This window comes from Paenibacillus sp. S-12 (assembly GCF_030363895.1).
Lineage (GTDB): Bacteria > Bacillota > Bacilli > Paenibacillales > Paenibacillaceae > Paenibacillus_B > Paenibacillus_B alvei.
The window spans coordinates 225,485-249,945 of the sequence record NZ_JASIUF010000002.1 but is presented as its reverse complement, the minus strand read 5'-3'; the positions used below and the strand labels follow the sequence as shown (position 1 = coordinate 249,945).

General features: G+C 46.9%; 22 protein-coding genes. 6 read left to right on the top strand and 16 right to left on the bottom strand.

Features of this window, described 5'->3' with window-relative positions; genetic code table 11:
- Positions 1 to 3: 3 nt before the first annotated feature.
- The 4 genes from NO352_RS01130 to NO352_RS01115 all read right to left on the bottom strand — a co-directional run bounded on the left by NO352_RS01130 (position 4) and on the right by NO352_RS01115 (position 6,257).
- Positions 4 to 870, bottom strand: a complete 867-nt coding sequence (locus NO352_RS01130; protein ID WP_005542818.1) for a CheR family methyltransferase — start codon at positions 868 to 870, stop codon at positions 4 to 6.
- Positions 871 to 916: 46 nt separating this feature from the next.
- Positions 917 to 4,312 (bottom strand): response regulator, encoded by a 3,396-nt coding sequence (locus NO352_RS01125; protein WP_289354757.1) that lies wholly within the window; start codon positions 4,310 to 4,312, stop codon positions 917 to 919.
- Between the two features lie 20 nt (positions 4,313 to 4,332).
- The gene (locus NO352_RS01120; protein WP_268600091.1) at positions 4,333 to 5,475 is read right to left on the bottom strand and encodes a fused response regulator/phosphatase; all 1,143 of its coding nucleotides are present in this window, start codon (positions 5,473 to 5,475) and stop codon (positions 4,333 to 4,335) included.
- A gap of 176 nt (positions 5,476 to 5,651) precedes the next feature.
- On the bottom strand, positions 5,652 to 6,257 hold the full coding sequence (locus NO352_RS01115; RefSeq protein ID WP_268600075.1) for a DUF948 domain-containing protein: 606 nt from the start codon (positions 6,255 to 6,257) through the stop codon (positions 5,652 to 5,654).
- Positions 6,258 to 6,470: 213 nt separating this feature from the next.
- On the opposite strand from NO352_RS01115, the gene NO352_RS01110 reads away from it, so the two are divergent.
- Positions 6,471 to 6,632, top strand: a complete 162-nt coding sequence (locus tag NO352_RS01110) for a DUF1328 family protein (protein WP_268620052.1) — start codon at positions 6,471 to 6,473, stop codon at positions 6,630 to 6,632.
- A gap of 101 nt (positions 6,633 to 6,733) precedes the next feature.
- On the opposite strand, the gene NO352_RS01105 is transcribed toward NO352_RS01110, so the two are convergent.
- The 3 genes from NO352_RS01105 to NO352_RS01095 form a co-directional block, all read right to left on the bottom strand.
- Positions 6,734 to 8,137, bottom strand: a complete 1,404-nt coding sequence (locus NO352_RS01105; protein WP_268600073.1) for an L-cystine transporter — start codon at positions 8,135 to 8,137, stop codon at positions 6,734 to 6,736.
- A gap of 73 nt (positions 8,138 to 8,210) precedes the next feature.
- Complete coding sequence (locus NO352_RS01100; protein WP_241734665.1) at positions 8,211 to 8,666, bottom strand: MarR family winged helix-turn-helix transcriptional regulator; 456 nt, start codon at positions 8,664 to 8,666, stop codon at positions 8,211 to 8,213.
- A gap of 129 nt (positions 8,667 to 8,795) precedes the next feature.
- Positions 8,796 to 9,374 (bottom strand): hypothetical protein, encoded by a 579-nt coding sequence (locus NO352_RS01095; RefSeq protein WP_081505649.1) that lies wholly within the window; start codon positions 9,372 to 9,374, stop codon positions 8,796 to 8,798.
- Positions 9,375 to 9,606: 232 nt separating this feature from the next.
- Here NO352_RS01095 and NO352_RS01090 point away from each other — a divergent pair, with 232 nt between their 5' ends.
- The 4 genes from NO352_RS01090 (at position 9,607) to NO352_RS01075 (ending at position 13,848) form a co-directional block, all read left to right on the top strand.
- On the top strand, positions 9,607 to 10,254 hold the full coding sequence (locus tag NO352_RS01090) for a hypothetical protein (protein ID WP_268600071.1): 648 nt from the start codon (positions 9,607 to 9,609) through the stop codon (positions 10,252 to 10,254).
- A gap of 131 nt (positions 10,255 to 10,385) precedes the next feature.
- On the top strand, positions 10,386 to 11,861 hold the full coding sequence (locus tag NO352_RS01085) for an MFS transporter (RefSeq protein WP_289354756.1): 1,476 nt from the start codon (positions 10,386 to 10,388) through the stop codon (positions 11,859 to 11,861).
- A gap of 171 nt (positions 11,862 to 12,032) precedes the next feature.
- Positions 12,033 to 13,274: a macrolide family glycosyltransferase gene (locus NO352_RS01080; protein WP_268620054.1), complete on the top strand. Its 1,242-nt coding sequence runs from the start codon at positions 12,033 to 12,035 to the stop codon at positions 13,272 to 13,274.
- A gap of 148 nt (positions 13,275 to 13,422) precedes the next feature.
- The gene (locus tag NO352_RS01075) at positions 13,423 to 13,848 is read left to right on the top strand and encodes a MarR family winged helix-turn-helix transcriptional regulator (protein WP_040734834.1); all 426 of its coding nucleotides are present in this window, start codon (positions 13,423 to 13,425) and stop codon (positions 13,846 to 13,848) included.
- Between the two features lie 96 nt (positions 13,849 to 13,944).
- Here the strand turns inward: NO352_RS01075 and wsfD are convergent, their stop codons facing one another.
- The 5 genes from wsfD to NO352_RS01050 all read right to left on the bottom strand — a co-directional run bounded on the left by wsfD (position 13,945) and on the right by NO352_RS01050 (position 19,600).
- Positions 13,945 to 15,363, bottom strand: a complete 1,419-nt coding sequence (gene wsfD, locus NO352_RS01070; RefSeq protein ID WP_268620055.1) for a glycan biosynthesis hexose transferase WsfD — start codon at positions 15,361 to 15,363, stop codon at positions 13,945 to 13,947.
- Positions 15,364 to 15,425: 62 nt separating this feature from the next.
- Complete coding sequence (locus tag NO352_RS01065; RefSeq protein WP_373568833.1) at positions 15,426 to 15,953, bottom strand: GtrA family protein; 528 nt, start codon at positions 15,951 to 15,953, stop codon at positions 15,426 to 15,428.
- The gene (locus tag NO352_RS01060; RefSeq protein WP_005542834.1) at positions 15,941 to 16,963 is read right to left on the bottom strand and encodes a glycosyltransferase family 2 protein; all 1,023 of its coding nucleotides are present in this window, start codon (positions 16,961 to 16,963) and stop codon (positions 15,941 to 15,943) included. Before NO352_RS01060 ends, NO352_RS01065 begins: the two co-directional genes overlap by 13 nt.
- Positions 16,964 to 17,186: 223 nt before the next feature.
- Complete coding sequence (locus NO352_RS01055; RefSeq protein ID WP_289354755.1) at positions 17,187 to 18,287, bottom strand: serine hydrolase domain-containing protein; 1,101 nt, start codon at positions 18,285 to 18,287, stop codon at positions 17,187 to 17,189.
- A gap of 122 nt (positions 18,288 to 18,409) precedes the next feature.
- A complete protein-coding gene (locus NO352_RS01050; protein ID WP_289354754.1) occupies positions 18,410 to 19,600 on the bottom strand; it encodes an anhydro-N-acetylmuramic acid kinase in 1,191 nt (396 codons plus the stop codon).
- A gap of 376 nt (positions 19,601 to 19,976) precedes the next feature.
- On the opposite strand from NO352_RS01050, the gene NO352_RS01045 reads away from it, so the two are divergent.
- Positions 19,977 to 20,414, top strand: coding sequence for a hypothetical protein (locus NO352_RS01045; protein WP_005542840.1), 438 nt, complete (start codon positions 19,977 to 19,979; stop codon positions 20,412 to 20,414).
- 79 nt (positions 20,415 to 20,493) lie between these two features.
- Here the strand turns inward: NO352_RS01045 and NO352_RS01040 are convergent, their stop codons facing one another.
- The 4 genes from NO352_RS01040 to NO352_RS01025 form a co-directional block, all read right to left on the bottom strand.
- Positions 20,494 to 21,681, bottom strand: a complete 1,188-nt coding sequence (locus tag NO352_RS01040) for a trans-sulfuration enzyme family protein (RefSeq protein ID WP_005542842.1) — start codon at positions 21,679 to 21,681, stop codon at positions 20,494 to 20,496.
- 126 nt (positions 21,682 to 21,807) lie between these two features.
- The gene (locus tag NO352_RS01035; protein WP_289354753.1) at positions 21,808 to 22,485 is read right to left on the bottom strand and encodes a serine/threonine protein kinase; all 678 of its coding nucleotides are present in this window, start codon (positions 22,483 to 22,485) and stop codon (positions 21,808 to 21,810) included.
- A 170-nt stretch (positions 22,486 to 22,655) separates the two neighbouring features.
- Entirely contained in the window at positions 22,656 to 22,928 is a 273-nt protein-coding gene (locus NO352_RS01030; protein ID WP_005542846.1) for a transcriptional repressor, read from the bottom strand.
- A 48-nt stretch (positions 22,929 to 22,976) separates the two neighbouring features.
- Positions 22,977 to 24,446, bottom strand: a complete 1,470-nt coding sequence (locus tag NO352_RS01025; RefSeq protein ID WP_289354752.1) for a catalase — start codon at positions 24,444 to 24,446, stop codon at positions 22,977 to 22,979.
- Positions 24,447 to 24,461: the final 15 nt, after the last annotated feature.

Sequence of the window (24,461 nt, the reverse complement as noted above, 5' to 3'; positions counted from 1 at the left end):
CTCCTATCGTATTTTACGATAAATCTTCTCGTTACGATCAATCTCCTCGTATTGAGATTCTCTCCCTGTAAAATGCAAGGACTCCTTGCCTCCGACAATAAGCACACCTAGTGGCGCCAAGCTCTCATAGAAAAGATCATGAACCCGGTTGCGCAGCGGCTCATTAAAATAAATCATGACATTTCGGCATAAGATGACGTTAAATTCATTAAAGGATCGATCCGTTGCCAAGTTATGCTCCGCAAAAATGACATTTTTACGCAAGTACGGATGAATGACGACTCCCTCTCCAGAAGCTGTATAATATTCGGAGAAGGAGCTCGTTCCACCCGCATCCAAATAATTTTTCGTATACGTACGCATCTTGTCCATCGGGCAGACGCCTTCTTTGGCTTTCTGCAGCGATTGCGGATTCATATCGGTTGCATACAGCCTCGTCTTCTCATACAGCCCTTCCTCGTGCAGCAAAATCGCCATGGAGTAGACTTCCTCACCAGTTGAGCAGCCCGCATGCCATATCCGAATATATGGATAAGTACGCAGCATAGGGACGACCTGAGTACGAAAGGCCAAGAACATCGACGGATCGCGGAACATCTCTGTAACGGGGATCGACAAGCTGCGGACAAACCGCTGCAAGCAATCTCGGTTATAGAGCACTCGGCTCTGCAGCTCCGATATTGTTGCCACATTCTCGGCATGTACCTGATGCCAGATGCGCCGTTTGAGCGAAGGATATGCATAGTCCCGGAAATCGTAGCCGTAAACTCGAAAAACACCTTCAAGCAGCAATTCTATTTCAATGCGTTCTCGGTCCGCATCCTGGGGTCTTCTTCTCTCATCATGTAAACCGAGTCCGTTTCCGTTCATGTCTCATCCTTGCTCCTTCATTCATCGTCTCAACATTGATTCTCTGTTATTTATATAACCATACTCGCATCAATGAAAGCAGCTGCTCTGTTTGGAACGGCTTGCTGACATAATCAGACGCTCCTGCTTCAATGCACTTATTGCGATCTTCCTTCATAGCCTTTGCCGTCAGCGCAATGATCGGCAGCTTCTCAAACTGCGGCTGCTCGCGAATTCGCCGCATCGCTTCGTAGCCATCCATCTCCGGCATCATCATATCCATGAGAATAAGATCGAAATTCGTTTCCTTATCCAATGCTTCTAGCGCTTCACGACCATTTTCGGCGTACACGATGTTCATGTCATATTGTTCAAGCACACTGGATAGTGCAAATACATTGCGGACATCATCATCTACAAGCAGCACGCGCTTGCCTGACAGCAGCAAATCACTTGGCCCTCGGCTTTCCTCTTCAGCGCCTGACTGAGATTCCTCCGAGCGCTTCAAAAGAATCATCGTTTCCTGCAGCAGACGTTCAGGAGATTTCACATCTTTTATAATGATACTCTGCGCCCGCTTCTTTAGCTCCGTCTCTTCCTTTGCGTCCAACAGCTTGCCTGTATAGACGATAATTGGAATGCGGCGTAGACGAGAATGATTGCTAATCTTGTCCATTAATTCGAATCCCGTCATGTCAGGAAGCAGCAGATCGAGAACCATACCGTCGAACTTTTCTTCCCCTAGTACCTTGAGTGCTTCCGTTCCCGTCGAAACAGCCGTAACTGCTACATCTGCTCCTTCGATCAAAGCAATCAAGGATTGGCGCTGCGGCCCGTCATCTTCGACGATGAGCAGCTTCCTCTGTCCAAACGGCCACCCATGTCCTTCCTCTTCTTCACCAGCAGCAACTTCTTTAAGCAACGTTTCTTCCCATTCTGTAAGTGCAATTGCCTCATTAGTCATAGATGTTAATGGCATATGCGGCTTGCCAAGCTTACTATTCTCCAGTTCTGCATGCTCATGCTCCTTCTCTCCAGATAGAGAGGCTTGAGCTTCAGCAATTGCCTTTTCATACAGGGCAACCGAGGAATTGACCGGAATAGAAGACGGCTCAATTGCCTTCATAGGAAGGAAGAAAGTAAAGGTGCTTCCTTCATTCTCTTGGCTCACTAATTGCAGCTTGCCGCCTAGCAGCCTTGCCAGCTCGCGGCTGATGGACAGTCCGAGTCCTGCACCGCCATAGTTGCGGCTTGTTGTCCCATCCAGCTGCTGGAACGCTTCAAAGATCAATTCCTGCTTATTTCGCGGAATTCCAATTCCTGTATCTATCACATGTATAGCCAAATATGATTCTTGACTTTCCTGAAGTGAAGAAGGAAGTTGATCCGGTTTCGCCTTCGTGATTTGCAGGGTGACCGAGCCTTTCGTTGTGAACTTGAACGCATTGCCAAGCAAATTGCGAACGACCTGCTTCACCCGATGTCCATCTGTGACAAGGGAATCTGGCAAATCGGGTTCCATTTCTACATGGAACTTTAAGCCTTTTTGTGCCGCAATCGTCTCAAAGCTGTCGCGCATAAAGGATGCCAGTTCACTCAAGTAGATCTTTTCAAAATTCAATTGCATCTTTCCTGCATCTATCTTGGACAAATCCAGAATTTCATCGATCATCTTCAGCAAATCAGAGCCAGACATATTAATGGTGCGCGCATATTCGACCTGCTTCTGTTCCAAGTTGCCTTCCTTATTTTCCGCTAGCAGTTGGGACAGTACGAGCAGACTGTTCAGTGGAGTGCGCAGCTCATGGGACATATTAGCCAAAAACTCCGATTTATACTTCGACGCCAAGGCCAATTGCAGCGTCTGGCGCTCTAATATCGTCCGTGCACCCTCAAGCTCTTCATTCTTCTCTTGAGTTGCCAACATCTGCTCTTCCAGCGCACGCGTCTTGGCGATCAGTTCGGTATTAAAATGCTCCAGCTCCTCCTGCTGACGCTGAAGCATTTCCTCTGAACGCTTCAAGGCCTCGGTATGAGATTCCAAATGTTCATTCGAACGCTTCAATTCTTCTTGCTGTGTCAACAGCTCTTCAGACTGGGCCTGCAGTTCCTCAGTAAGCGCCTGTGATTCACGCAACAATTCTTCTACACGCAAGCGTCCTGAGATGGTATGCACGATTACGCCAAGCTTCTGTGCGAGCTGCTCGAGCAGTTGATGCTGAACAGGAGACATCTTGGTCAGCGATGCCATCTCCAGCACAGCAATTACTCGTTGTTCGAATGTTATTGGGAACAAGATCAGCTCAATCGCTTGAGATTGGCATACGCCTGATTCAATGCGAATGGAGCAATCCTTCATGTCGCTTATTATGATTGGCTTCTCATCAGCCACGCATTGCCCAAGCAAGCCTTGGCCAACAACCATTTTGTTCTGGGCCTTCAGCTCTTCTGTCGCCGCATACGTGCCGAACAATTCAAACTCATCCGGATGGTTTGCATCATTTCGAATGTACAAAGCTCCATACTGCGCACCAAGAGTAGGCACAAACTCACTGATGAACATCTGCCCTACTTGATTCAGAGTGGCTGCTCCGTTGAGCAACTCCGTAACGCGCGCAGCGTTGCCGTCAATCCATGCTTGCTCCTCTTGGGCCTTGCGATATAATTCCTCATTCTTCTTGCGCGCTTCCAAATCTTCAGCCATGCGCTTGAATACTTGAATGACTTCCCCGATCTCGTCGTTCGTATGCGGTTCAAGCTTGCGTACAATTCGAAGCCGGCCACGCGCTAGGCTGCGCATCATGATCGACATTGTGTTCAAGTTGCGTGTAACGCTAGGAATAACCCACATCATAATTGCAAATGAAAGAACAAGACCAGTAGCCATAATTCCTGCAGTCCAAGTAATCGATTGATCATAATGCTTTCTCGCATCCAGCACTTGATTGTCAATGCTCATTTCATGATAATTCGCGAGGTCATTCATGCTGTTTAGCAAATTTTGTTGATAGTCCAAGCCTTCGCTGTTGCGCAGCTTGTTGGCTTCCTCATAATTATTCTTATCAGCTAATCCCACTGTCTTCTGAACGTAATTATCGTACTTCACCCAATCGCGCTTCGCTTGATCGATAAGCCTCTGCTCTTGAGCCGTCGAATAGTCTTCTGTAAGCTCTTGAAATGCGGTAATGATGTTCTCATGATACATCTTCCCCTTTTTCATTAGCTCATGACCACTATTCACACCAACTGTCGGGTTTAGCATTTCTGTTACTAGTTCACGCGAAATGTTATTCATATTGTCACGGATCATAAAGGACAATTCTACTTTGCGGAAGCTTTTCGAATAGATTTCATCCAGATCCTGCTGCAAGCTGCTCATGCGATCATAAGACACCCAGCCAAGTCCGGATATGATAAGCATGAACAGAACGAAGCCAGCAATCAATTTCGTGCGTAACTTCACTGTCTGCTCCTCCTTCTATATCAATGAACGTCCACCCAAATCAGACACTTGTCATCTTCGCTGTCCTCTTCAGATCCATGGGCAAACAACTCATCCCACGCGCTTTTATCCAGCGTCTCCTCTTGACGGAGAATATTGGCGATGCGCTCCATCGCTTCCTCCACGCTGCCCCCTGCTGACTCCATCAGACCATCGGTATACATCGCAATTCGAGCACGCGAATGGCACTGTACCTCTTTGGTTTCTACCTCTAGATCCGGGAACATGCCTACCGGATATCCGGTAGATTCCAAAGATACAAGTTTACCGTCCTCCATCAATACAACGCCTGGCGGATGCCCTGCATTCGCATACTGAATGCAGCCCTTGTCCGTATCTACAACAACGTATAATGCAGTCATATAATAGAGCATTAAATTCCCGTTCATATGAAGCTGATGAAACTTCGTATTCAACCTCTTCAGTACAAGATCCGGCTGTTCAATCTGCATCACGGCATCCCGAAGGACAGATGCAATGAACATGCAAAGCAGGGCAGAGGATACACCATGGCCCATGACATCGATAATAATAATTCCGTATCTTCCCTTCCCTAATGGGAACCAGGCATATAGATCTCCGGCAAGCTCCTCAGAAGGCTGATACAGTGCATTGATCGCAATATGCTCATCCTGATAAGGCTCTGTCAGTACAGAGTTCTGCACCTTCGCTGCTAAGCTTAACTCATCGCGAATATGGCGATCCCGCTCCTTATGCCAATCCTTCTCCCGCTTCAGTCGAAGCGCCAACCGAATGCGAGCCAACAACTCTACCCGGTTGATCGGCTTCGTTACATAATCAACTGCACCTGCATCCAGCGCTTCAGCGAGCATATTAGAATCCCCAATCGCTGTTACGATAATGATCGGAATATCTCGAAGCTCGGAGTATTGCTGGATTGTGCGACAGGCTTCCAAGCCATCAATCTCCGGCATCATCATATCCAATAAAATAAGATCAATATCGGGTACATACATCGGTCCAAGCGGTCCATCCATTCCAAGCACTTCATACATTTCATGGGCTGACGAAGCCGTCTGCACTCCGTCGTAGCCGGCTTTACGAAGGATTTCCCGAATGAGCATGACATTCGTCGGATTGTCATCAACGACGAGAACGTTCATCATACTCTCCTCCCCTCATCGATTATGATATATAGTTCGTTTCTATTCGACATAGTCCCCCATAATTCCCAACTACCACTATACCGGAAAAAGTTAAATAAGATCATCTTTTTTGTTACTTGCTTGTGAAAAAAAGTGAAAGCCGGCTAACTATACTGTTAACCGGCTTGGCTGCGCTAACCGCGCTGTCTCCATAATTGCCACAGCTTCGTTCCGACATCAATCCATTCCTTCCAATCCTGCCGATGGGCAGCTGATGCATGAGCTTGACCCTGTCCCTGTGGCAGTTGTTCCCGCAATTGATTATCCTCAATTGTACAAGGTATCTCCTTCGTTGCTGCAGCAACCTCTGGCTGCCTCTGCGTCGCTGCCGGAGCTGGCGCTGATACAGATGTTGCCCGGTTCATCTTAGGTTCCCGTTTATCTATATCTGGCTTGCGTTCAAATCGGCCTGCTGCTCGGCGTACTCCCTTAACTAATCCGACCGAAACTTGCTTCGCAGCGATTGAGATTTCGTTCAATGCTTCACCTGCATGTTGAACGGAATCCATAACCGGCTCCATTTTCTTCAATTGCTCAGATAGATCCTGAGAGAGCTCATTTGCATTTTTGGCGACACCCTGCAAGTCTCCGCTCAATAAGCTCACGGTTTGCTGCACTTGTTCAAGCGTATCTGCAGCCCGCTCTAGGGAGCGCTTAGCTGACAACAACGTTTGAATCAAATAGAACACCAGCACTGCGAACGCTATTGCAGCAAGTAATGCACTAATCTCCAATATCATAGGTGAATACCGCCTTTCTCCGTGTTCCCAAGCATAACACATTTTTCCGCATAGCAATTATGAATTAATACCCTGAAGAAGGGGCTTTGAAACAGAATTAGCCAATTGTTTGGTAATCCTAAGCTGTGGTTAATCAACATGCAAACACGAAAATTAGGCATCTGAAATCATTATTTCGAAATCAAAATGATCACAATGAAGGAGGAACACCTTATGCTTAAATGGTCAGCCGTATTTTTGCTTATTGCCATCATCGCAGGTGTGTTTGGTTTTTTTGGTATCGTCGCAGCGGCAGCTTCTATAGCCAAAGCGCTGTTCTTTGTATTCCTTGTTCTCTTCGTTATCTCTCTAGTGACAGGAAAGCGTACATCCTAACTGTTATATATACGTTACATGCAACCAACTGAAAAGAAAGAAAAAAGGCTCGTCTGCATGACGGGCCTTTTTGGCTGCAATTCATTTCAATATGGCATTTTCTAAGACTCATCCTCGGTTGGGTGTTTATTTCCGCGCATGAAAGATTCTTTATCCCACTGTCCAAGCCAGCGCGAAGACAACACCCCTGCGAGCATTGAACCATTCACATTCAATGCCGTGCGTCCCATATCAATGAGCGGCTCTACAGAAATGAGCAGTCCCGCCAGACCGACGGGCAGGTTCATCGAGGACAACACAATAAGCGCTGCAAATGTAGCACCTCCGCCAACGCCAGCTACACCAAAGGAACTGATTGCAACAACAGCAATGAGCTGAAGAATGAATCCCGCGCTTAACGGGTTCATCCCTACGGTAGGTGCAATCATAACGGCAAGCATGGCGGGGTAAATGCCGGCACATCCATTCTGGCCCATTGAAGCGCCAAACGAGGCGCTAAAATTTGCAAAGCTCTCCGGTACCCCCAGCTTATCCCGCTGCGTATCCACATTGATCGGGATCGAACCAGCACTTGTTCGCGATGTAAATGCGAAAACTAACGCAGGCGTTGCCATCTTCAAATAACGGGCAGGCGAGATGCCCGACAATCCAAGCAGCAGAAGATGAATCAGGAACATGACAATGAGCGCTACATAGGAGGCTATCACGAACCGACCTAGCTTCCATATCTCCGCTGGTGCTGTCGTAGACACGACGCGGATCATAAGTGCCAGCACCCCATAGGGCGTCAATCTCAATACCAAAGTCACCATCCGCATAACAACGGCATGAAGCGCATCAATAATGGAGGTGAACATGCGCCCATGCTCTGGCTTTTTCCTTGCAACACCTAATGCCGCAATACCGACAAAAGCGGAGAAAATGACAACTGCAATCGTAGATGTTCTTCTTGCCTCCGTCATATCAAGAAAGGGATTCGTTGGTATAAATTCCAGTACCTGCTGCGGAATGGTCATGTCGCGCACTTCACCGACCTTCTCATTCAAATCCCGTCCGCGTTCGGTCTCTTGCTGCCCTGCCTCCATGTTCACGGCCGACAAGTCAAAAGCCAGTGCAGATCCGATGCCCACAGCAGCTGCCACAGCAGTTGTCGCAATGAGAATGCTAATAATCACTACACTCATCTTGCCTACACCGGTCTTCGTCGTCACATGCAAAATCGCGGATATGATCGATACGATAATAAGTGGAATGACGACCATATGCAGCAGACTCACATAGCCGCCACCCACAATGTAGATCCAATCATTGAGCACGTGCACGGTGTCATGCTCAACCCCGTATAGCTGCTGAAGTAGCGCTCCATACACAATGCCTATACCGAGTCCGGCAAATACCCGCTTTGTAAAGGATACATGTTTCTTCTGCATCCTATAAAGCAAGTAAAGAAGTCCGATTATTACAACAGCATGAACCATCAACCACCAACCGTTACTCACGGCCATTTCACTCCTTGGTCGCAGGAGGCGCGGACATTCTGATGTCCATGATTCCATCCAGCATCATGTGATGCTTTTATTACTCCCCAACTTCTGAGATTTCATCCAGATTGAGGTTCACTTGCTGGCAAATGTGCAGAAAATGCAGCAAATCTTCATCCGGTATCCCTTCAAAGTAACGGGCGAATACAAACTCACGTTGTATTTCCACTGCCTTGACCTTCTGCCGCCCTGCTTCCGTAAGCTCCAAATAATTGATACGGCGGTCAAGTTCATCGCGATTGCGCGCAACATAATCCATTTGAGTAAGTTTGTCGGTAATGCCCGTCACTGCGCCAGGTGTCAAACGAAGCTCCTTTGCAACATCGGTTACTTTCATCGAGCCATTCCGGAATAGTAAGTCCAGTACGGCAAATTGAGTCATATTTACATTCAAATTCTGCAGCTCCAAATGCCGTTCCCATTGCGTGCGCATCCCGCGCAGCATAGAGCGGAAGTTCATCTGAAGTTGGAGCAGCTGTTCACGATTAGGCAAACCGTCACATCCTCTTCTATCATCCGTATTCTTCAAGGTACAAGTCCTTGACGCGTACGTCACTTATATACTCCTGTCCAGCAAGGCCCGTAAACTCATTACTGCGTACGAAAAATGTACGGAGCAAAGTTACAGCTTCAATCCGAAGCGAAGCTTCCACCCATCTTCTAGGAATTTCACTTCCTTGACCTTAACCCATTCAGGGAGCTGTGAAGATAACGAGAATTCCATCGGTTTTAGCGAGAACCACGAGAGCGGAAGTGAAATGTTCTTCACGCGGGCATCAACGGGCACTGCACGAATGGATTGACCGCTGTCGCTCCATTCCAATTCATATTTAATCTTTACTTCAGCCTGCACATGAGAGATGGGCTCCATTTGAATGGTCGCTTCCATTTCTCGATTTGCAAGCCTTGTCTTCATCCCAGTAATGTTCCACTTTTCCTTCAACGAACGATAAGGCTCAGTTTCCTGCATATGCTGAGAGCCCCATCCATTAATTTCTTCCTCGCTAATTTGTATCGTAAGTGAACGATTGTGTACCATTTGCTCCAAACGATCAGCCAAGGACACTTCAACTTGAGGAGGCCAGCCTATCGCAGTAGAAGGCTGAATGTAAAAATACGCCGCTCCAGCAAGCAAAATAAACAATATGATGACCGTCAACAATCCACGGCGCAGCCACTTCCACAATGTCTTCACCCTCATCATCCTTTCCAAATTATTGTTTCACTACCATGTAAACGGGTTACATACTGAACAAGGCAGGGAACATTCCTCATATCACTCCTATAATTCGACCTTCATGACCTCATCACGAAAATATACACCTAAGAAAAGGCTATACCATGCTGACTTATTCAGCAAGCCCAGCAATTGGAATGTTCATCTTAGTAGTAAACCATACCATTGTATAACCATGAGAGAGGAGAATTCAATAATGAAGAAATTAGTGGCAGTGATGGCTTTGACTTTGGCGTTCAGTACGGTTGCTGCAACAGGCGCATTTGCTGAGCAAGCAGCGAATACAACTGGTGCCGTGACGAAAGAAACTGTATTCGTAGACCTGGAACAAAACACTACGCTCTATGATTCAGTTGGCGGCAAAAAAGTAGGACTCTTAGGCCCCCAAGTGATTTATGTGGAGGCAGCATCGAAGGATGAAAACAATATTACCTGGTACCGGGTATTTACATGGATAGGCACAGTGTGGATGAAGGATCCGAATGCTTACAACAAGCTTGTTACACTAAGCTCCAATACACCGATATATAACAGTCCAAACGGCAAACAAGTCGGCAATCTTAGCGCACAAATCGCCCCAATCATCAATGAGCAAATCGATAATTCCGGATTGATTTGGTATCAGATTAATAGTTATAAAGGAAAAGCATGGGTAAGGAATCCAGAGCAAAGCCAGCTTGTGAAGCTGACCAAAGCGACAGCAATATACCAATCCCTTAACGGCAAAAAGGCAGGCGAATTAAAACCTCAGACGGTAACTGTACTTGCAGTTAAATATGATAAAAAAGGACAGCGATGGGCCAACATTCCGACCTGGAAGGGCAATCTGTGGATGAAATGGTAATAACCTTTTCAAGCGAAAAGGATTGATTTACAGGTATTGACATAAATAATTGTCGTGCATATAATAGTCATAGCAACTAATAATGATAACGAAGAGGCATAACCATTGTATAGGATCCATACACGTCGGTTATGCCTCTCTTATCACTAAATAGTTGCTACGACCAATATCGTCAAAGCAATCTTTTTTTTGGAAGGAGGTGTGTTGGTATCCCCCCCGCTAACACTGGAATCTTTCAAGTCCCGTACCGTGCATTAACGATTGGCATCATACTTATTTTAACAACTGTCGCCTTCGAAGGCCTCGCCATTACGACAATTGCTCCCGCACTTGCACAAAGCCTGGAAGGCATCCATTTATACGGTTGGATATTCAGCACATTTTTATTGTTTCAAATTATCGGCTCAATGGTTGTAGGACAACAAATCGACAAACATGGTTTAATTGCATCCATTCTAATTTCGTTCTCTATCTTTGTAGCTGGCATCGTCATTGCCGCACTTTCCTTTCATATGTATATGCTTATAGCAGGAAGGGCCCTGCAAGGGTTCGGCGCCGGTGCGCTTGTCACCTGTGTGTACTACATTGTAACTGTCCGTTATCCTGACTCATTGCGCACCGCCATATTGGCTGCCTTCTCTGCCGCCTATGTGCTTCCCGCACTAATTGGACCCTACATTGCCGGCCTAATTGCCGTTTATGTATCGTGGCGATTCGTGTTTTGGCTTGTGCTCCCCTTTATTGCGATCGCACTTATCATGACGCTGCCTTCCTTCCGGAGCATAACGAAGTCAGGTAGCTCTCGTGCACAAGATAGACGCAAGGAAGCGTATTCCGTATTGCTCGCTGTCGGAACAGGGCTTCTACTGACGGGATTAGGTCGAATCGACGATTGGTTGGGCATTGCACTTACTGTGATTGGATTAGTCGTCATGGTATTACCGCTCCAAAAGTTGCTCCCGCATGGAACGTTTACTGTAGAACGCGGCTTACCCGCAATTATCGTATCAAGAGCCCTGTATATTTCCTGTTATTTCGCGACTGAAAGCTATGTGGTTCTCGGATTGACAAAGGTAAAAGGCATATCAGAAGCGAATGCAGGGCTACTCGTAGCGGCAGGAGCATTAAGCTGGTCAACCGCTGCATGGTTGCAAGCAAAACTGGACAGGCGCGACCAAGGAACTGGCCGAAAAAGGAGAATCACGCTCGGTTTATGTATTATGATCGTGGGAATTGGGCTCGTCATTACATCCATGCTGTTACCGGGCAGCAACATCGCGATGACACTGTTGTCGCAAATCATTACCGGTTTCGGTGTTGGGCTGGCTACTCCAACGATCGGTGCCATAGCCCTGCAGCAGGCAGAAGAAGGCAAGGAAGGCGAAGTGTCGGCCACACTCCAATTCGTTGATTCATTCAGCATAGCCGCAAACATTGGCATTTGTGGGGCAATTGTAGCCTTAAGCGAAAGTTTTCACTGGGGAATTTACGCAGGTGTCATGATTGCATTATCTTTGCAGATTTGCTTTGTCTTATTAAGTCTGATTGCCTCTTCCCGCATTGCGAAGAAGTCAGTCCGCATCGCTCAGTCATCAATCACCCCTTAAGGCTTGTTATTTGGATTTTAACGGAACCTCATTAGAAATAAAGCCGAAAGGTCGGCTCTGCGCCCAAAACTTGCTACTCCTGTGCTATGCTGACCTTTTCCAACCTGTACGCAATAGAGAAATGTCATGAGGAAACAATCTTATTCATATTCATTATCGGAGGTGGACGATTTGGCACGAGCATTAGTTGTTATTCCCCCTGCTGAAGGGCATGTTAACCCATCATTAGGCTTGGTGCAGCAGCTTGTGAAACAAGGCGAGGAAGTCACTTATGTATGTACGGAAGAATACCGCGAGCGGATTGAGGCAACAGGTGCGAAAGTGTTGACTTATACGTATGCCATGGGATCCTTTGCCGAGGATCCTGTATTGAAGCCTATTATTTACAAACATCCTTATCAATTTATCCAGTTCATCCTGCGCGGCATGATCAAGCCGATCATCCCAGAGGTTCTTGCACTGACTGAGCAGAACACATATGACTATTTGATTTACGATTATTTATTGGGCTGGGGCGGGCAAATGATTGCCGAACGGCTTGGCATGCCAGCAGTATGCTCCATCACTTCATTCGTGTTCACAAAACCACTTGGCTCGGAACAAAAAATGACCGAGCAGGAGGAGCGAGAGATGCAGGCGATTTATGATTCCTCGATGGAAATCGCCAAGCAATTAGCTGACCGTTATCAATTGTCTGTCCCTGCAATTTCAGATATCTTTAAGGCTTATGGGGAGCTAAAGGTCGTGCATCTTAGCCGTGATTTGCAGCCGGACGCAGAGCAACTGGATGACAGCTATGTGTTCACTGGCTCGTCCATCGTACCTCGCATGGATGCCCCAACTTTTACGTTGGATCGCAGCAAGCTTTCTTACACGCAGACGGTCTATATATCGCTAGGGAGCATTTTGAATAACAACCTTGAATTTTACAAGCTGTGTTTCGCAGCATTTCGAGATGAGCCAATTCAATTCATTTTATCATCCGGCAAAGAAACCAATATGGAGCCAATCGCTGACCTGATTCCAGATAATTTCATCATCAAACCGTATTTGCCTCAATTAGAGGTTCTGCAACAAGTAGATGCCTTTATTACACACGCTGGCATGAACAGCACCAGTGAAGCCCTATATTACAATGTTCCGCTCGTTATGATTCCATTAACATCCGATCAGCCTATGGTCGCTCAGCAAGTACAAAAGCGAGGCGCTGGTGTTATCGTCGATCATCAAAGTCTTACGCCGGAAGTGCTGCGAAATGCGCTATTGGAAGTATTAAATCACCCTACCTACAAGGAGAATGCCCGCTCCATCGGCAAATCTCTGCGCGAAGCAGGAGGGTATGAACGTGCCGCCGAGATGGTTATGAAGGTTGTCGGCAAAACGGCTTCACAGCCCCTGTCGACACAGAAGTAACCCGATTTGCATTGCAGCCGACCACCAACCAGTTTCATTGACACGTTATTTGTCCTTACCTATAATGGTCATAACAACTATAGGGGTTGTTCAAAGCAAGCGCTTTGAGCAATATAATAACGATGTGAATGAACCTGGGGGTCCACATTTGGAATTAGAAAAGTATATCGGAGTCATTGTTCATCGGGCGGATCTGAAGCTTAATAATTATTATCAGAAGGTCGTAAACCCTTTCGACATCACCGTAGACCAATGGGAAATCCTAGTGGTGTTGTGGGAACAGGAAGGAATTACACAGAAGGAACTTGCAGAGCGACTTCATAAAGACCAGACGAATGTAGCCCGCATGCTGTTCAAGCTAGAAAAGAAGGGCTTCATTTATCGGGTAACGCATGAATCGGATCGACGATCACTTCGTGTATTCTTAACCGTCAAAGGCCGAGAGATCAAAGAGGAAATACTAGCCCCATCAATTGAGGCTTATCGGAAAACAATCGAAGGATTGACGGAGGAAGAAGTAGAAACATTCCGCAGAATCTTAGCCGTCATGCACGACAATGTGAAGGATTTATAAGAAAGAGGCCGTCCCTATGTGGCGGCCTCTTTGTCATGAATCTTCCAAAACAGAAGACGGACACAGGTACAACCATTCCACCTGTTCTGCCATCTGTTACAATTCCGGTGAACGATCAAATATGCGGCGTACCTGAGATACTAGCCAAATGATTGTGAATACGATCATAATATCAAAGCTCACATTGAACAAAAACAAATGCTTGCCCAAATCCGCTTCTCCATCGCCGACTAGCGGCACCGCGACAGAAATGATAGCAACCAACGCTACAATGATCGTAACATCAAGTACATGCCGCTTATATTTATTGCGGATATATTCCTTTAATATAACGCCAAAGTAAAGCAAAAAGAAAATAAAGAAGAAGATGAAGTTCTTAGGAATCAAATTCTTTTTGCCCTCACTCCAAGTGCTGTAGGTGTACGCTATTGCACCGCGAGGCTGACCCAGTTCCTTCTCATAGCTCCCTAAGTAATAAGGACGAATGAATGTTGCCTGTGCAGATGCAGCCTCAAGCTTGTCGATGATTCGACTAGGATGGCGCAAATAGTAACCGACAATGTCCATATGTCCAAGCCTAGAGTATACATGCTCCGTCAGTTCAGGCGCATCCTGCTTGATCGGCACATCGGTCTGAAAATAATTTGTTCCAGCAAGTACGGCATATTTCTGAGGGATGCCCAACGCATCCAAGTCCTCTGAGACGTGAGGAGAATCTTTTAAGATACCGAAAAATATCGTCTGGTACAAATTAATCTGCTTCAATTCCTTCGGTGCGAAAACATAGATGAGCCCCGTCGTCGCGATCATGAAGGCGACCCCACCGGCAATTACCCGTTTCCAAGATTGGTCTGACCGCTTTCTATACAATCGAAGCCCGTACAAAGCGAATACCAATCCAACCGGTGCATTCTGAATTTTGGAAGCCGCCAGTATAAACGCACAAACAAACAACAGTACGAGCCAGGTAATCGAAGGTTGCTGCTGCCTTGCTAGAATGACGGAAATTGCTGTGGATAGCAGTAAAAACAGGAGTGAGACTGATTCTCCGAAAAAAGAATGAAAATAGGCAACATAGCCAATATCGAAAAAGACGAGCAGTACACACAGTGCTGCAGTTATCTGCAGCCAGCGCTTGCCAGCGCATGCGTAACGAATAATGACGAATAATGTACTTAGCAGCAGCAACGAATATACGATGCCCATTGCCTGCATCGGAAAATAAGATGAATTCAGCACTCTCCCAAGCAGACCTGCAATGAAGACAAACAGCACTTGCGAGGAGGCATAATTGATCGCAAATGGACCATACTCATATTTGGAATGGCTATATCCGAAATATTTGTCATCATAAGTAAATGTATCGGGCAGAGGCGATATTCCCCCACTGCGTACAATCCGGTCAAAGTCCCCGTTATCCGCGACTCCGATATATGGCGATGTAAACAGGATGCTGATTAAAATGATAGCTCCAATGAATACGGATCCCCAAGCTACCCAATCTTTTCGTCTCATGCAAAAATCACTCTCCTCATAAGAAAAACGGCACTTCCCCAAAGAGGAAGTGCATCATCCCATTATTGGCGTTCTGCTCTACGGTAATTGTCATAGTCTTCTCTGAGGTGTTCATCATTCGCTTGCCTCGAACGGGCAGTATTGTCTGATACAGATGATGATGCAGCGAAGGTAATTAGACGATGAAGAACGAACGAAGTCACTGTATATGCTCCCGCTTCACCTAGCACAATCAGCGATTGCTGCCATGACAGCGGCAATGAGCCAAATAATGACGTAACCAACGCTGAAAATGCAGGATGGAGCAGCACGTATGCTGCTGCATAGCACAAAAGGGAAATCACAAGGAAGCGTATGAAGCTGCGCAACTGCGCCCCCTCATACTGAAACGTAAAGCGCCGATTCAGGATGTAACTGCACAGCACCCCAATGGTATTCCCGACAAATGTCGCTTCGAAGTGAGCCCATCCTGCTAGATGCATCAATGCGTAGATTAATCCCAAACCGATGCACGTATTGATCACGCCTACAATGGCGTAACGGCTGAACAGTCCAAGCCAGCCTGCTTGCTTCTGGCTCAATGGGACCACCCCTGTGCATCTGATTTGGCACCTGGCCAAGACGGCTTGACTTCGTCTTTCGACACGTTTTTGTCCGACAATACAGTCTCCACAATATATGGCGGTCTGCGTTTTACTTCATTATATATCTTCCCAATATATTCACCGATAACGCCCAACGCCAGCAATTGAATGCTGCCGATGAACCAGACCGAGAACATCAACGAAGCCCAGCCAGATACGGTATGACCCGTCAGTTTCGATACAAGTGTGTATCCTCCTGCAGCAATACTCGCTCCTAAGCTGATGAAACCGAGTGTCGTAACTAGCCGCATCGGCTTAATGCTGAACGACGTAATGCCATCCCAGGCAAATGACAGCATCTTGCGAAGCGGGTATTTGGATTCGCCGGCAACGCGCTCCATGCGGTCATAGGACACCGTGGTGGAACGAAATCCAATCAAGGGAACTATCCCCCGCAAGAACAAGTTCACTTCCTGGAATTCACCTAAATGCTCAACCGCACGTCGGCTCATCAATCGATAGTCCGCATGGTTATAGACCAAAGGAATCCCCATCTTACGCATCAGCTTATAGAAAGATTCAGCACTCCAGCGCTTGAACCAGGTGTCTGTCGCTCGGCTGTTGCGAACGCCATACACCACTTCATAGCCTTCATGGAACTTGAGAACAAACTCTCGAATCGCCCCTGTATCATCTTGAAGATCAGCATCAAGCGACACGATGCAGTCTGCATGCTCCTTTGCATACATCAACCCAGCAAGCAGCGCCTTTTGATGACCTGCATTGCGAGCAAGCTTCAATCCGCAGATGGCAGGATGAGCGGCGCGAGCCTTCTCGATCTGCTGCCACGTGCCGTCGCGGCTTCCGTCATCAACAAGCACAATTCGACTATCGGCGGATACCAGCTTGTCCCGTTCAAGTCCTTCAAGCAGCTCTACCAGCACCGGTGTCGTAATCGGCAAGGCCTCCTCCTCGTTATAGCAAGGAATGACCATATAAAGAATTGGTAATGTCATCAAAATGCTCCTTTAATAATGAAAATGCGACATGTTTCCACAACACAGATGATTTCCATTATATCCTATTACATGCAAATATGCATAACCAAAAATAACAATTCGGCTCATCTATTATACCGAAAGACAAAAACGCCTGCTGTTCACTCATGGCGAATAACAAGCGTAAATGGATGGAAATCATGAAAAAGAAGTCACTATACCTCAATATAAAGCTGTAAAATCAGCTTTTTCTGTCTATTGCTTCAAAAACCGCTTCGTGAAATTGTTGGCGAAGCTCTACTACACTCTTCTCTCGGCCAAAGTGTACACGGTTTGTCAACAAGACAATGCTTGTATCCCATTCGGGATCAATCCATATACTTGTACCTGTGAAACCCGTATGACCAAAGCCGCGTAACGACCAGCCCTTCCCTGCAAAATCAGCAATATCGCCGCGCAGCACCCAGCCAAGCCCCCGCTTCGCACCCGGAATGGCAGTTGTCTGACAGCCAAGTGCATCTTGCATGATGCTGTCTGACAGCAATTGTGCCCCGTATCTATGCTCCGCTCTTCTTAGCCAGAGACTCGCATAGCGTGCAAGGTCACGCGCTGTGGTGAATAACCCCGCATTTCCCGCGATTCCGCCTAATGCAGCCGCGTTCTCATCGTGAACCCGTCCCCAGCAATACGCCCCCAGCCTCGCATCATATTCGGTTGCTGCAATCCGCAACCGCTTCTCTTGCGGCGGATTATAGCAGCTATCTGTCATGCCGAGCGGCTTTAACAGCATTTGTTCCACTGAATGAGCGAGCGACTGGCCGCATACATGCTCAATGATTCGCCCAAGGACAATATAACCGAGACAGCTGTATTGACACCCTTCACCCGGTCGATACTCCAATTTCATTCGATTAAGTGCTTGCGCGATTTTATCTTGTGACCATCCCTGTGAATACAAGTCTCGATGTGCAGGGAGTCCTGACGTGTGCGCAAGCAAATGGCGAATTGTAATCATTTCCTTTCCATAGTCATGGAATTCAGGGATATATGAGGCTACAAGATCATCCAACCTAAGATTCCCAGCTTCTACCAGCATCAGTGTTAGCGGAAGCGTAGCTACGACCTTCGTCAAGGATGCGCAATCATATAAAGTATCGATCGTAACGGGGAGCATATCGGTATCTGTCACAATTGCATTTCCACTGGCATACTCGAACGAACGGCCACCACACCGAATATGCACTACTGCTCCAGGAATAAGTTCGTTCGTAATCGCATTATCAATAAGAGCGAACGCGTTATGCAATCGTATACTGTCCATCTCGACATGCTTCTCCAACATCGTCCAATTCCCTCCACATTACAGTGATGAATCAAAGATCATAGAGTGCAAACGAAAAGCATGTATCTAGAAATAAGCCTCCGCTTCCATTTGAGTGTTGACACAGCTGTCATGATTGCATTTTACGGCATGGCCAGCTTGCCCATAACCGTCGGCCGTGCGGCTCCCGTAACACGAGGCAAATTATTCGGCAGCCCATGTATAAAATCATTTGCTAACAAAGCAAATGCGATTGCTTCTTTCGCATCTCCAGGCAAGCCCATTTCATCGGATGCCACAACCATCTGCTCTGGCAGCTCCTCTGCCAGCCACCGCATCAGCGTAGCATTTCGCGCTCCCCCTCCGCTTACAATGACATCGCGGACGGAATGATGAGGGAATACGAACTGTCGATATGCATCTGCGATCGTGCGTACTGTCAAAGCGGTGAACGTAGCTACAATGTCCTCTGCTTCTAGCCCACGCGCTCTCCCTTTTTCCAGCCATTCCAGAGCATAGTCCTCGCCGAACATTTCACGTCCAGTCGTCTTCACAGGAGGTTGATCATAGTAAGGATGAGTAAGCAGTTCATCCAGCAGTTCATGGTTCAATTGGCCGCGTGATGCCCATTCTCCATTGCGATCATAGGTCAGAGCACCGCCGGACAATTGATAAATCGCTTGATCTATTAACATATTGCCTGGGCCTGTATCAAAAGCAGACACCGAGTCCCGATCTCCACCAGCCGGAAGAATCGTACAATTGCCTATGCCGCCAATGTTCTGTGCAATTCTGCCCACCTTCGAATCCCGCAGCAATAAATAGTCCGCGTAAGGAGTTAATGGTGCTCCTTGTCCGCCAATCGCCATATCCGCCGGTCGATAATCTCCGATGACGGGAATTCCCGTATGCTTGGCAATGACCGATATATCCCCAATTTGCAAAGTAGAAGGAACTGCACAGCGATCTGCCAAATCCACCACAGGCTGGTGCCATATCGTCTGGCCATGGGAGCTGATAAAATCGATATCCTCCATAGCAACTCCAGCACTGCTTGCCGCCTCCTGTGCCGCCAATGCGAACACTTCTCCCATATATGCATTCATGATGCATATTCCTTCTGTGCTCGTTCCTCCTCTTGTACACAGTTTCTTCAGCCGCTCTCGAAGTTCATCGTCATATTCCTTGCAATGGAAAGCAAGCATATTCGCCTTAGACGATAGGCCAGCTCCCTCAATATGAACGATTGCCGCATCTACTCCATCTAGCGATGTACCTGACATTAGGCCGATGATAATATGCTCCGATTTCACAGCTAATGATCGTGTGCGCAATATGTTTCCTCCTTAGAACCTTTGTGATATCTATCTTTCATGCCTTTCATGTAAACGCATTCAAATACAGCAAGGATGCAGGTATCTTTCTTACGACAGTATGTCCTTCTCACATTCTATTTTTTATTATACCCTTCTGAAATATTATTTCAATTTATGATATAATTAAATAATTATTATTTTCTATTTGATAGCTTAAAAGGAAAATGGAAGCTTATTTTAAAGAATGATGGCAGCACGACTTTTACTTCCTTTCATTTTCAAATTACGCGAACTGGCCCTCGTAACAAAATTGACACATTGTATTTCTTTATCTGACAGATTATAATCTATCCAAATCAATCCAGAGATTTCATTCCACTAAGGAGCTGATTGTATGAACTTCCCTTCTCTTCAGGACATTGAGTCCCTTGAGAGAGACGAACAAATTGAAACCATTAAGAAGCTTCGTCTTACAAATCGTATTCATGAGATGGCAGAGGGCTTCGGGTTCAAAAGCTCTTCGATGTATTACAATTGGTTGAAAAAACTGCAAATCTATGAGGACCTGTGCGGGAAAAAGAGTGTCTTTAATCCAGTTGTGCCGCGTCCATCCAGTGACATGATGCATGCAGGCTCAAGTTATGCACTTCGAGATGAAATGGGCAGCTTTCCACAGTCATCTCAACAAATCGTTCTATCCCAGGACGAGATGAAATTCAAATATGAATTAACTGCTTCAGGATCACAGACTGCTGCCTTGCTTCGTAAAATTGCGGCCTATATTGAAGATGAAGAAAGCGATTTCAAAATCTCGCTATGTATTGAAAAATAATGAGCTGTAATCCAAACCAAAAGGGCTGCACAAATTTGATTTGTGCAGCCCTTTGCCATTCAAGCCAAATATGATGGTTCTACGACAGCCCCAACTGCTCGAAGGAACGATGCATATCCTCAATGAGCAAATTTGGATCCTCAAGCCCAGCATACAGCCGTACAAGCACAAGACTTTCGTTCTTTGAACCCGCTTGGGGACGAACGACCTGTACTAGGCTTTCATAACCACCCCAGCTTACGCCGATACGGAACATTTGCAGTCGATCCGCCCAATCCAGCACCTGCTCAAGCGGCAGATCCGTTTCGAATGAGAACAAGCTGCCATACCCGCTCATTTGCTGCTTTGCCAGTTCATGCTGCGGATAAGAAGCAAGTCCCGGATGATTGACTCGAGTAATATATGGATGCTCGTCCAAATAAGCAGCAATGGCCAGACCATTCTGCTGCAGTCGTTCCATACGCAGCGGAAGTGTCCGCAGCCCGCGCATGGCCATACATGCCGTTTGCGGCGTCATAATTCCCCCATACAATAGGAATTCTTGACGGCCGATTTCTTTTAGTCGCTCTTGTGAGCCGATAATCGCTCCTGCCATAATGTCGCTGTGTCCACCTACATATTTGGTTAAGGAGTGGACAACCAGGTCGATACCCAAAGCAAGCGGATTTTGAAATATCGGAGTTGCCCATGTATTATCAATAATCGTTGTGGCTCCAATCCGCTTGGCCAGTTCAGCGCAGGCGCGCAGATCCTGCAATCTGATCGTCATGCTTGTCGGGCTTTCCAGGTACAACAGCGATGTATTTGGCCGAACCGCAGCTTCTATACACTCTATTGATTGCCCATCTACGAATGTCGTCTCGATCCCGAAGCGATGCAGGTAATTCCCAAGCATCTCACGAGTTGGCCCGTATACATGCTCCACACATATGACGTGATCGCCGCTCTTAACGGCCGACATGATTGCTGCGGAAATAGCCGCCATTCCAGAAGCAAAGCAGCGAGCGGCCTCTCCGCCTTCCAGCATAGCCAACCGCCGCTCCAATTCATTCACGCTAGGATTGTTGCCTCGCGAATACAGATGGTGCTCAAGTGGGGAATCCAACGCCTCATAGAATTCCTTATGACAAGAAAATGTAAACAAACTATTCTGATACATGGGCATCGTAACTGCGCCAAAATGCCGTTCGTCGTGGCAATCATGCACGACTAATGTTTGCTTGTCCCACTTCTTGTCTGAAGCCGGGCTTTGTTTCTCGGTTGACATAATCCTATCGTTCCTTTCACAGCAGTAATCACTTCATTTATCATACACGAACTGTGGCCTGCAACCTCCATCTATCCTATGCCGGTGTATAATCGTTGAGGTTTATCTCATGCTCTATTTCCGCCTTTAATCCCTTGGATTTGTAAATACAGCCGCTCGTCTGCGATAGATCTGATAGCCTTTGCGCAGCAGCTCTAGCAGCCACTCTGGAACTGGAACTCCCCACTTCAGACCAAGCGGCTTATACAGTAGCTTGTAGGCACGCTTGAAATCTTTCCACATTCGATCCGGCTGCGGGATAAGAAAGTCAGACACGTCCACAACATAGCCTCTGCTGCCATCGTACATGACATTTTTCCCATGAATGTCCCTTGGTGTCAACCCCCTCATGGATGCATACATCAGCGCCTCATCAATATCGTCTAATACAGACTGCGGTATTGAAATTCCTTGCCGAAAGCAATGATACAGCGTCACCCCAGGAAGACGTTTCATTACCAAATAGCCTCTGCCCACGCAGTAGCATTCAGAATAGGCAGGGTGCTTGCCAAGCCGCCGATATACTTCAGCTTCGTCCTCCAGCCCTTTTCGACCTGTCGCATATACTTTTACGGCTAGATTGGCATATTGCTTGTGGCTAAATACGACAGCATAATTTCCTGCACCAATCACATCCCAGCCGGCCGGGATGTTGGACACTTGAACGGGATTATCTCCATTCAAGCTCCGAATATCTGCTTCAGGCAGCAGGACAAGTTCAATCTGCTCACACAGCGATTGAAGCTGTTCTGGATTCGGCTTCAATAGACATTTCTCCTAACCCTCGTTACAACATGTATAACCGATTCGTAGCGTTCACTACTCCCTTAATATACCATAATCATCCCATATCAGCTGCAATCATCGCCTGCTCATTTATAAAAAAAGAACACCTCTCCCTCTCGGAGAAGTGCTCTTATCATTCATCATTTTATTTACTTCGCAATACATTCATAGCGTTTCGAAGTATGGTCTTCATTCAATTCGCGCACGATACCGTTCTTCACAAAATATTTTAAGCTGCAATACACCGTAGAGAGCGAAATACGTCTTGTATTGGCACGCATCCCGATATAAATTTCAATCGCGGTAGCGGGGGATTCCGCTTGGTTCACGAACGATAAGACCGCTTCTCTCTGCTGTGTCAAATGTACGGATTCTCGCTTATTGTCAGGTTGTACGAATGAGTTCATCGAATGGCGATTCATATGGGTCCCTTCCCTTCTTATCGTTGTTTTTGTAATGTGAAATGCTTGTTATTGGTTCATATGCTGCATATGTGCACTTACATCAATTCCTAAACCTGCTGCAACCCGAGCACCATAGCCTGCGTCTGCCCGGAAGAAGTTGCACAATGCGCGCATTTGAACCTCCGGTCTCACCTGCTTTAGATCACTGACCAAATTCGCAATCAATCGTGTTTGCTCCTCTGGCGTCAGGCTGCGGTACTTATCGCCTGCTTGCCCGAAATCATTTGTCTTGCTAATCGTCCGTCTCATCGTCGTACCGTCAAGCAGCATTTCACTTTCTGCGTATTGTGCCCCAGCTTCAACATATGCACCTGGATGGCTGTTCGGTTCATAGTGAATCGGCGACGGATCCTGATTCACATTCATTGCACCGTCGCGCTGGTGATTGCGAACCTGAGCAAATGGACAGTTCACCGGAATTTGCAAGTAATTCGCGCCCAGACGATAGCGCTGTGTATCCGGATAGGAGAACAAGCGTCCTTGCAGCAGCTTATCTTCGGATGGCTCGATGCCCGGCACCAATACACTAGGAGAAAATGCAGACTGCTCAACGCTGGCGAAGAAGTTCGCCGGATTCTCATTCAAGGTCATTCGACCTATCTTTATCATCGGCACAAGTTCTTCTGGCCATACCTTCGTAGGATCAAGCGGATCGAAATCAAAATCATCGCTTTGTGCTGGATCGATCATTTGTACATGTAAATCCCACTCAGGAAATTCGCCTGCCTCAATCGATTCATACAAATCACGGGTAGCATGGTTGAAGTCCTTCGCTTGAATTTGCTCGGCCTCTTCTGCAGTCAAGCTGCGCACGCCTTGAAGCGACTTCCATGTATATTTTACATAGATAAATTTGCCATCGGCGTTCACCCATTTGAAGGCGTGCACGCTGAATCCGTCCATTTCACGATAATTCGCTGGGATACCCAAATCGGAGAACAGCCATGTCAACATGTTCGTTGATTCAGGTGACAGCGACATGAAATCCCAATAATGATCTGGAGTTTGGATATTGGTGTGCGGCGCTGGCTTCAAAGCGTGCACCATATCCGGGAACTTAAACGCATCGCGGATAAAGAATATAGGGAGGTTGTTGCCTACCAGGTCATAATTGCCTTCTGTCGTATAGAACTTTACGGCAAATCCTCGCGGGTCGCGAAGCGTCTCAGGAGACGTTCCTCCGTGAATAACTGTGGAGAAGCGTACGAATACCTTCGTTTCCACCGAAGGATCCTGCAAAAAGGCTGCCTTCGTATATTTAGCCATACTTTGATAAGGACGAAACACACCAAATGCGCCTGCACCGCGCGCATGTACGACTCGTTCAGGAATACGTTCTCTATCGAAATGCGCCAGCTTTTCAATCAGATGGTAGTCCTCCAGCAGCACTGGACCGTTTTGCCCTGCTGTTTTCGAATTTTGATTATTGGCTACGGGGGCGCCTTGGTTCGTTGTCAGTCTCGTCGGCTTGCTCAATACTATCGCCTCCAC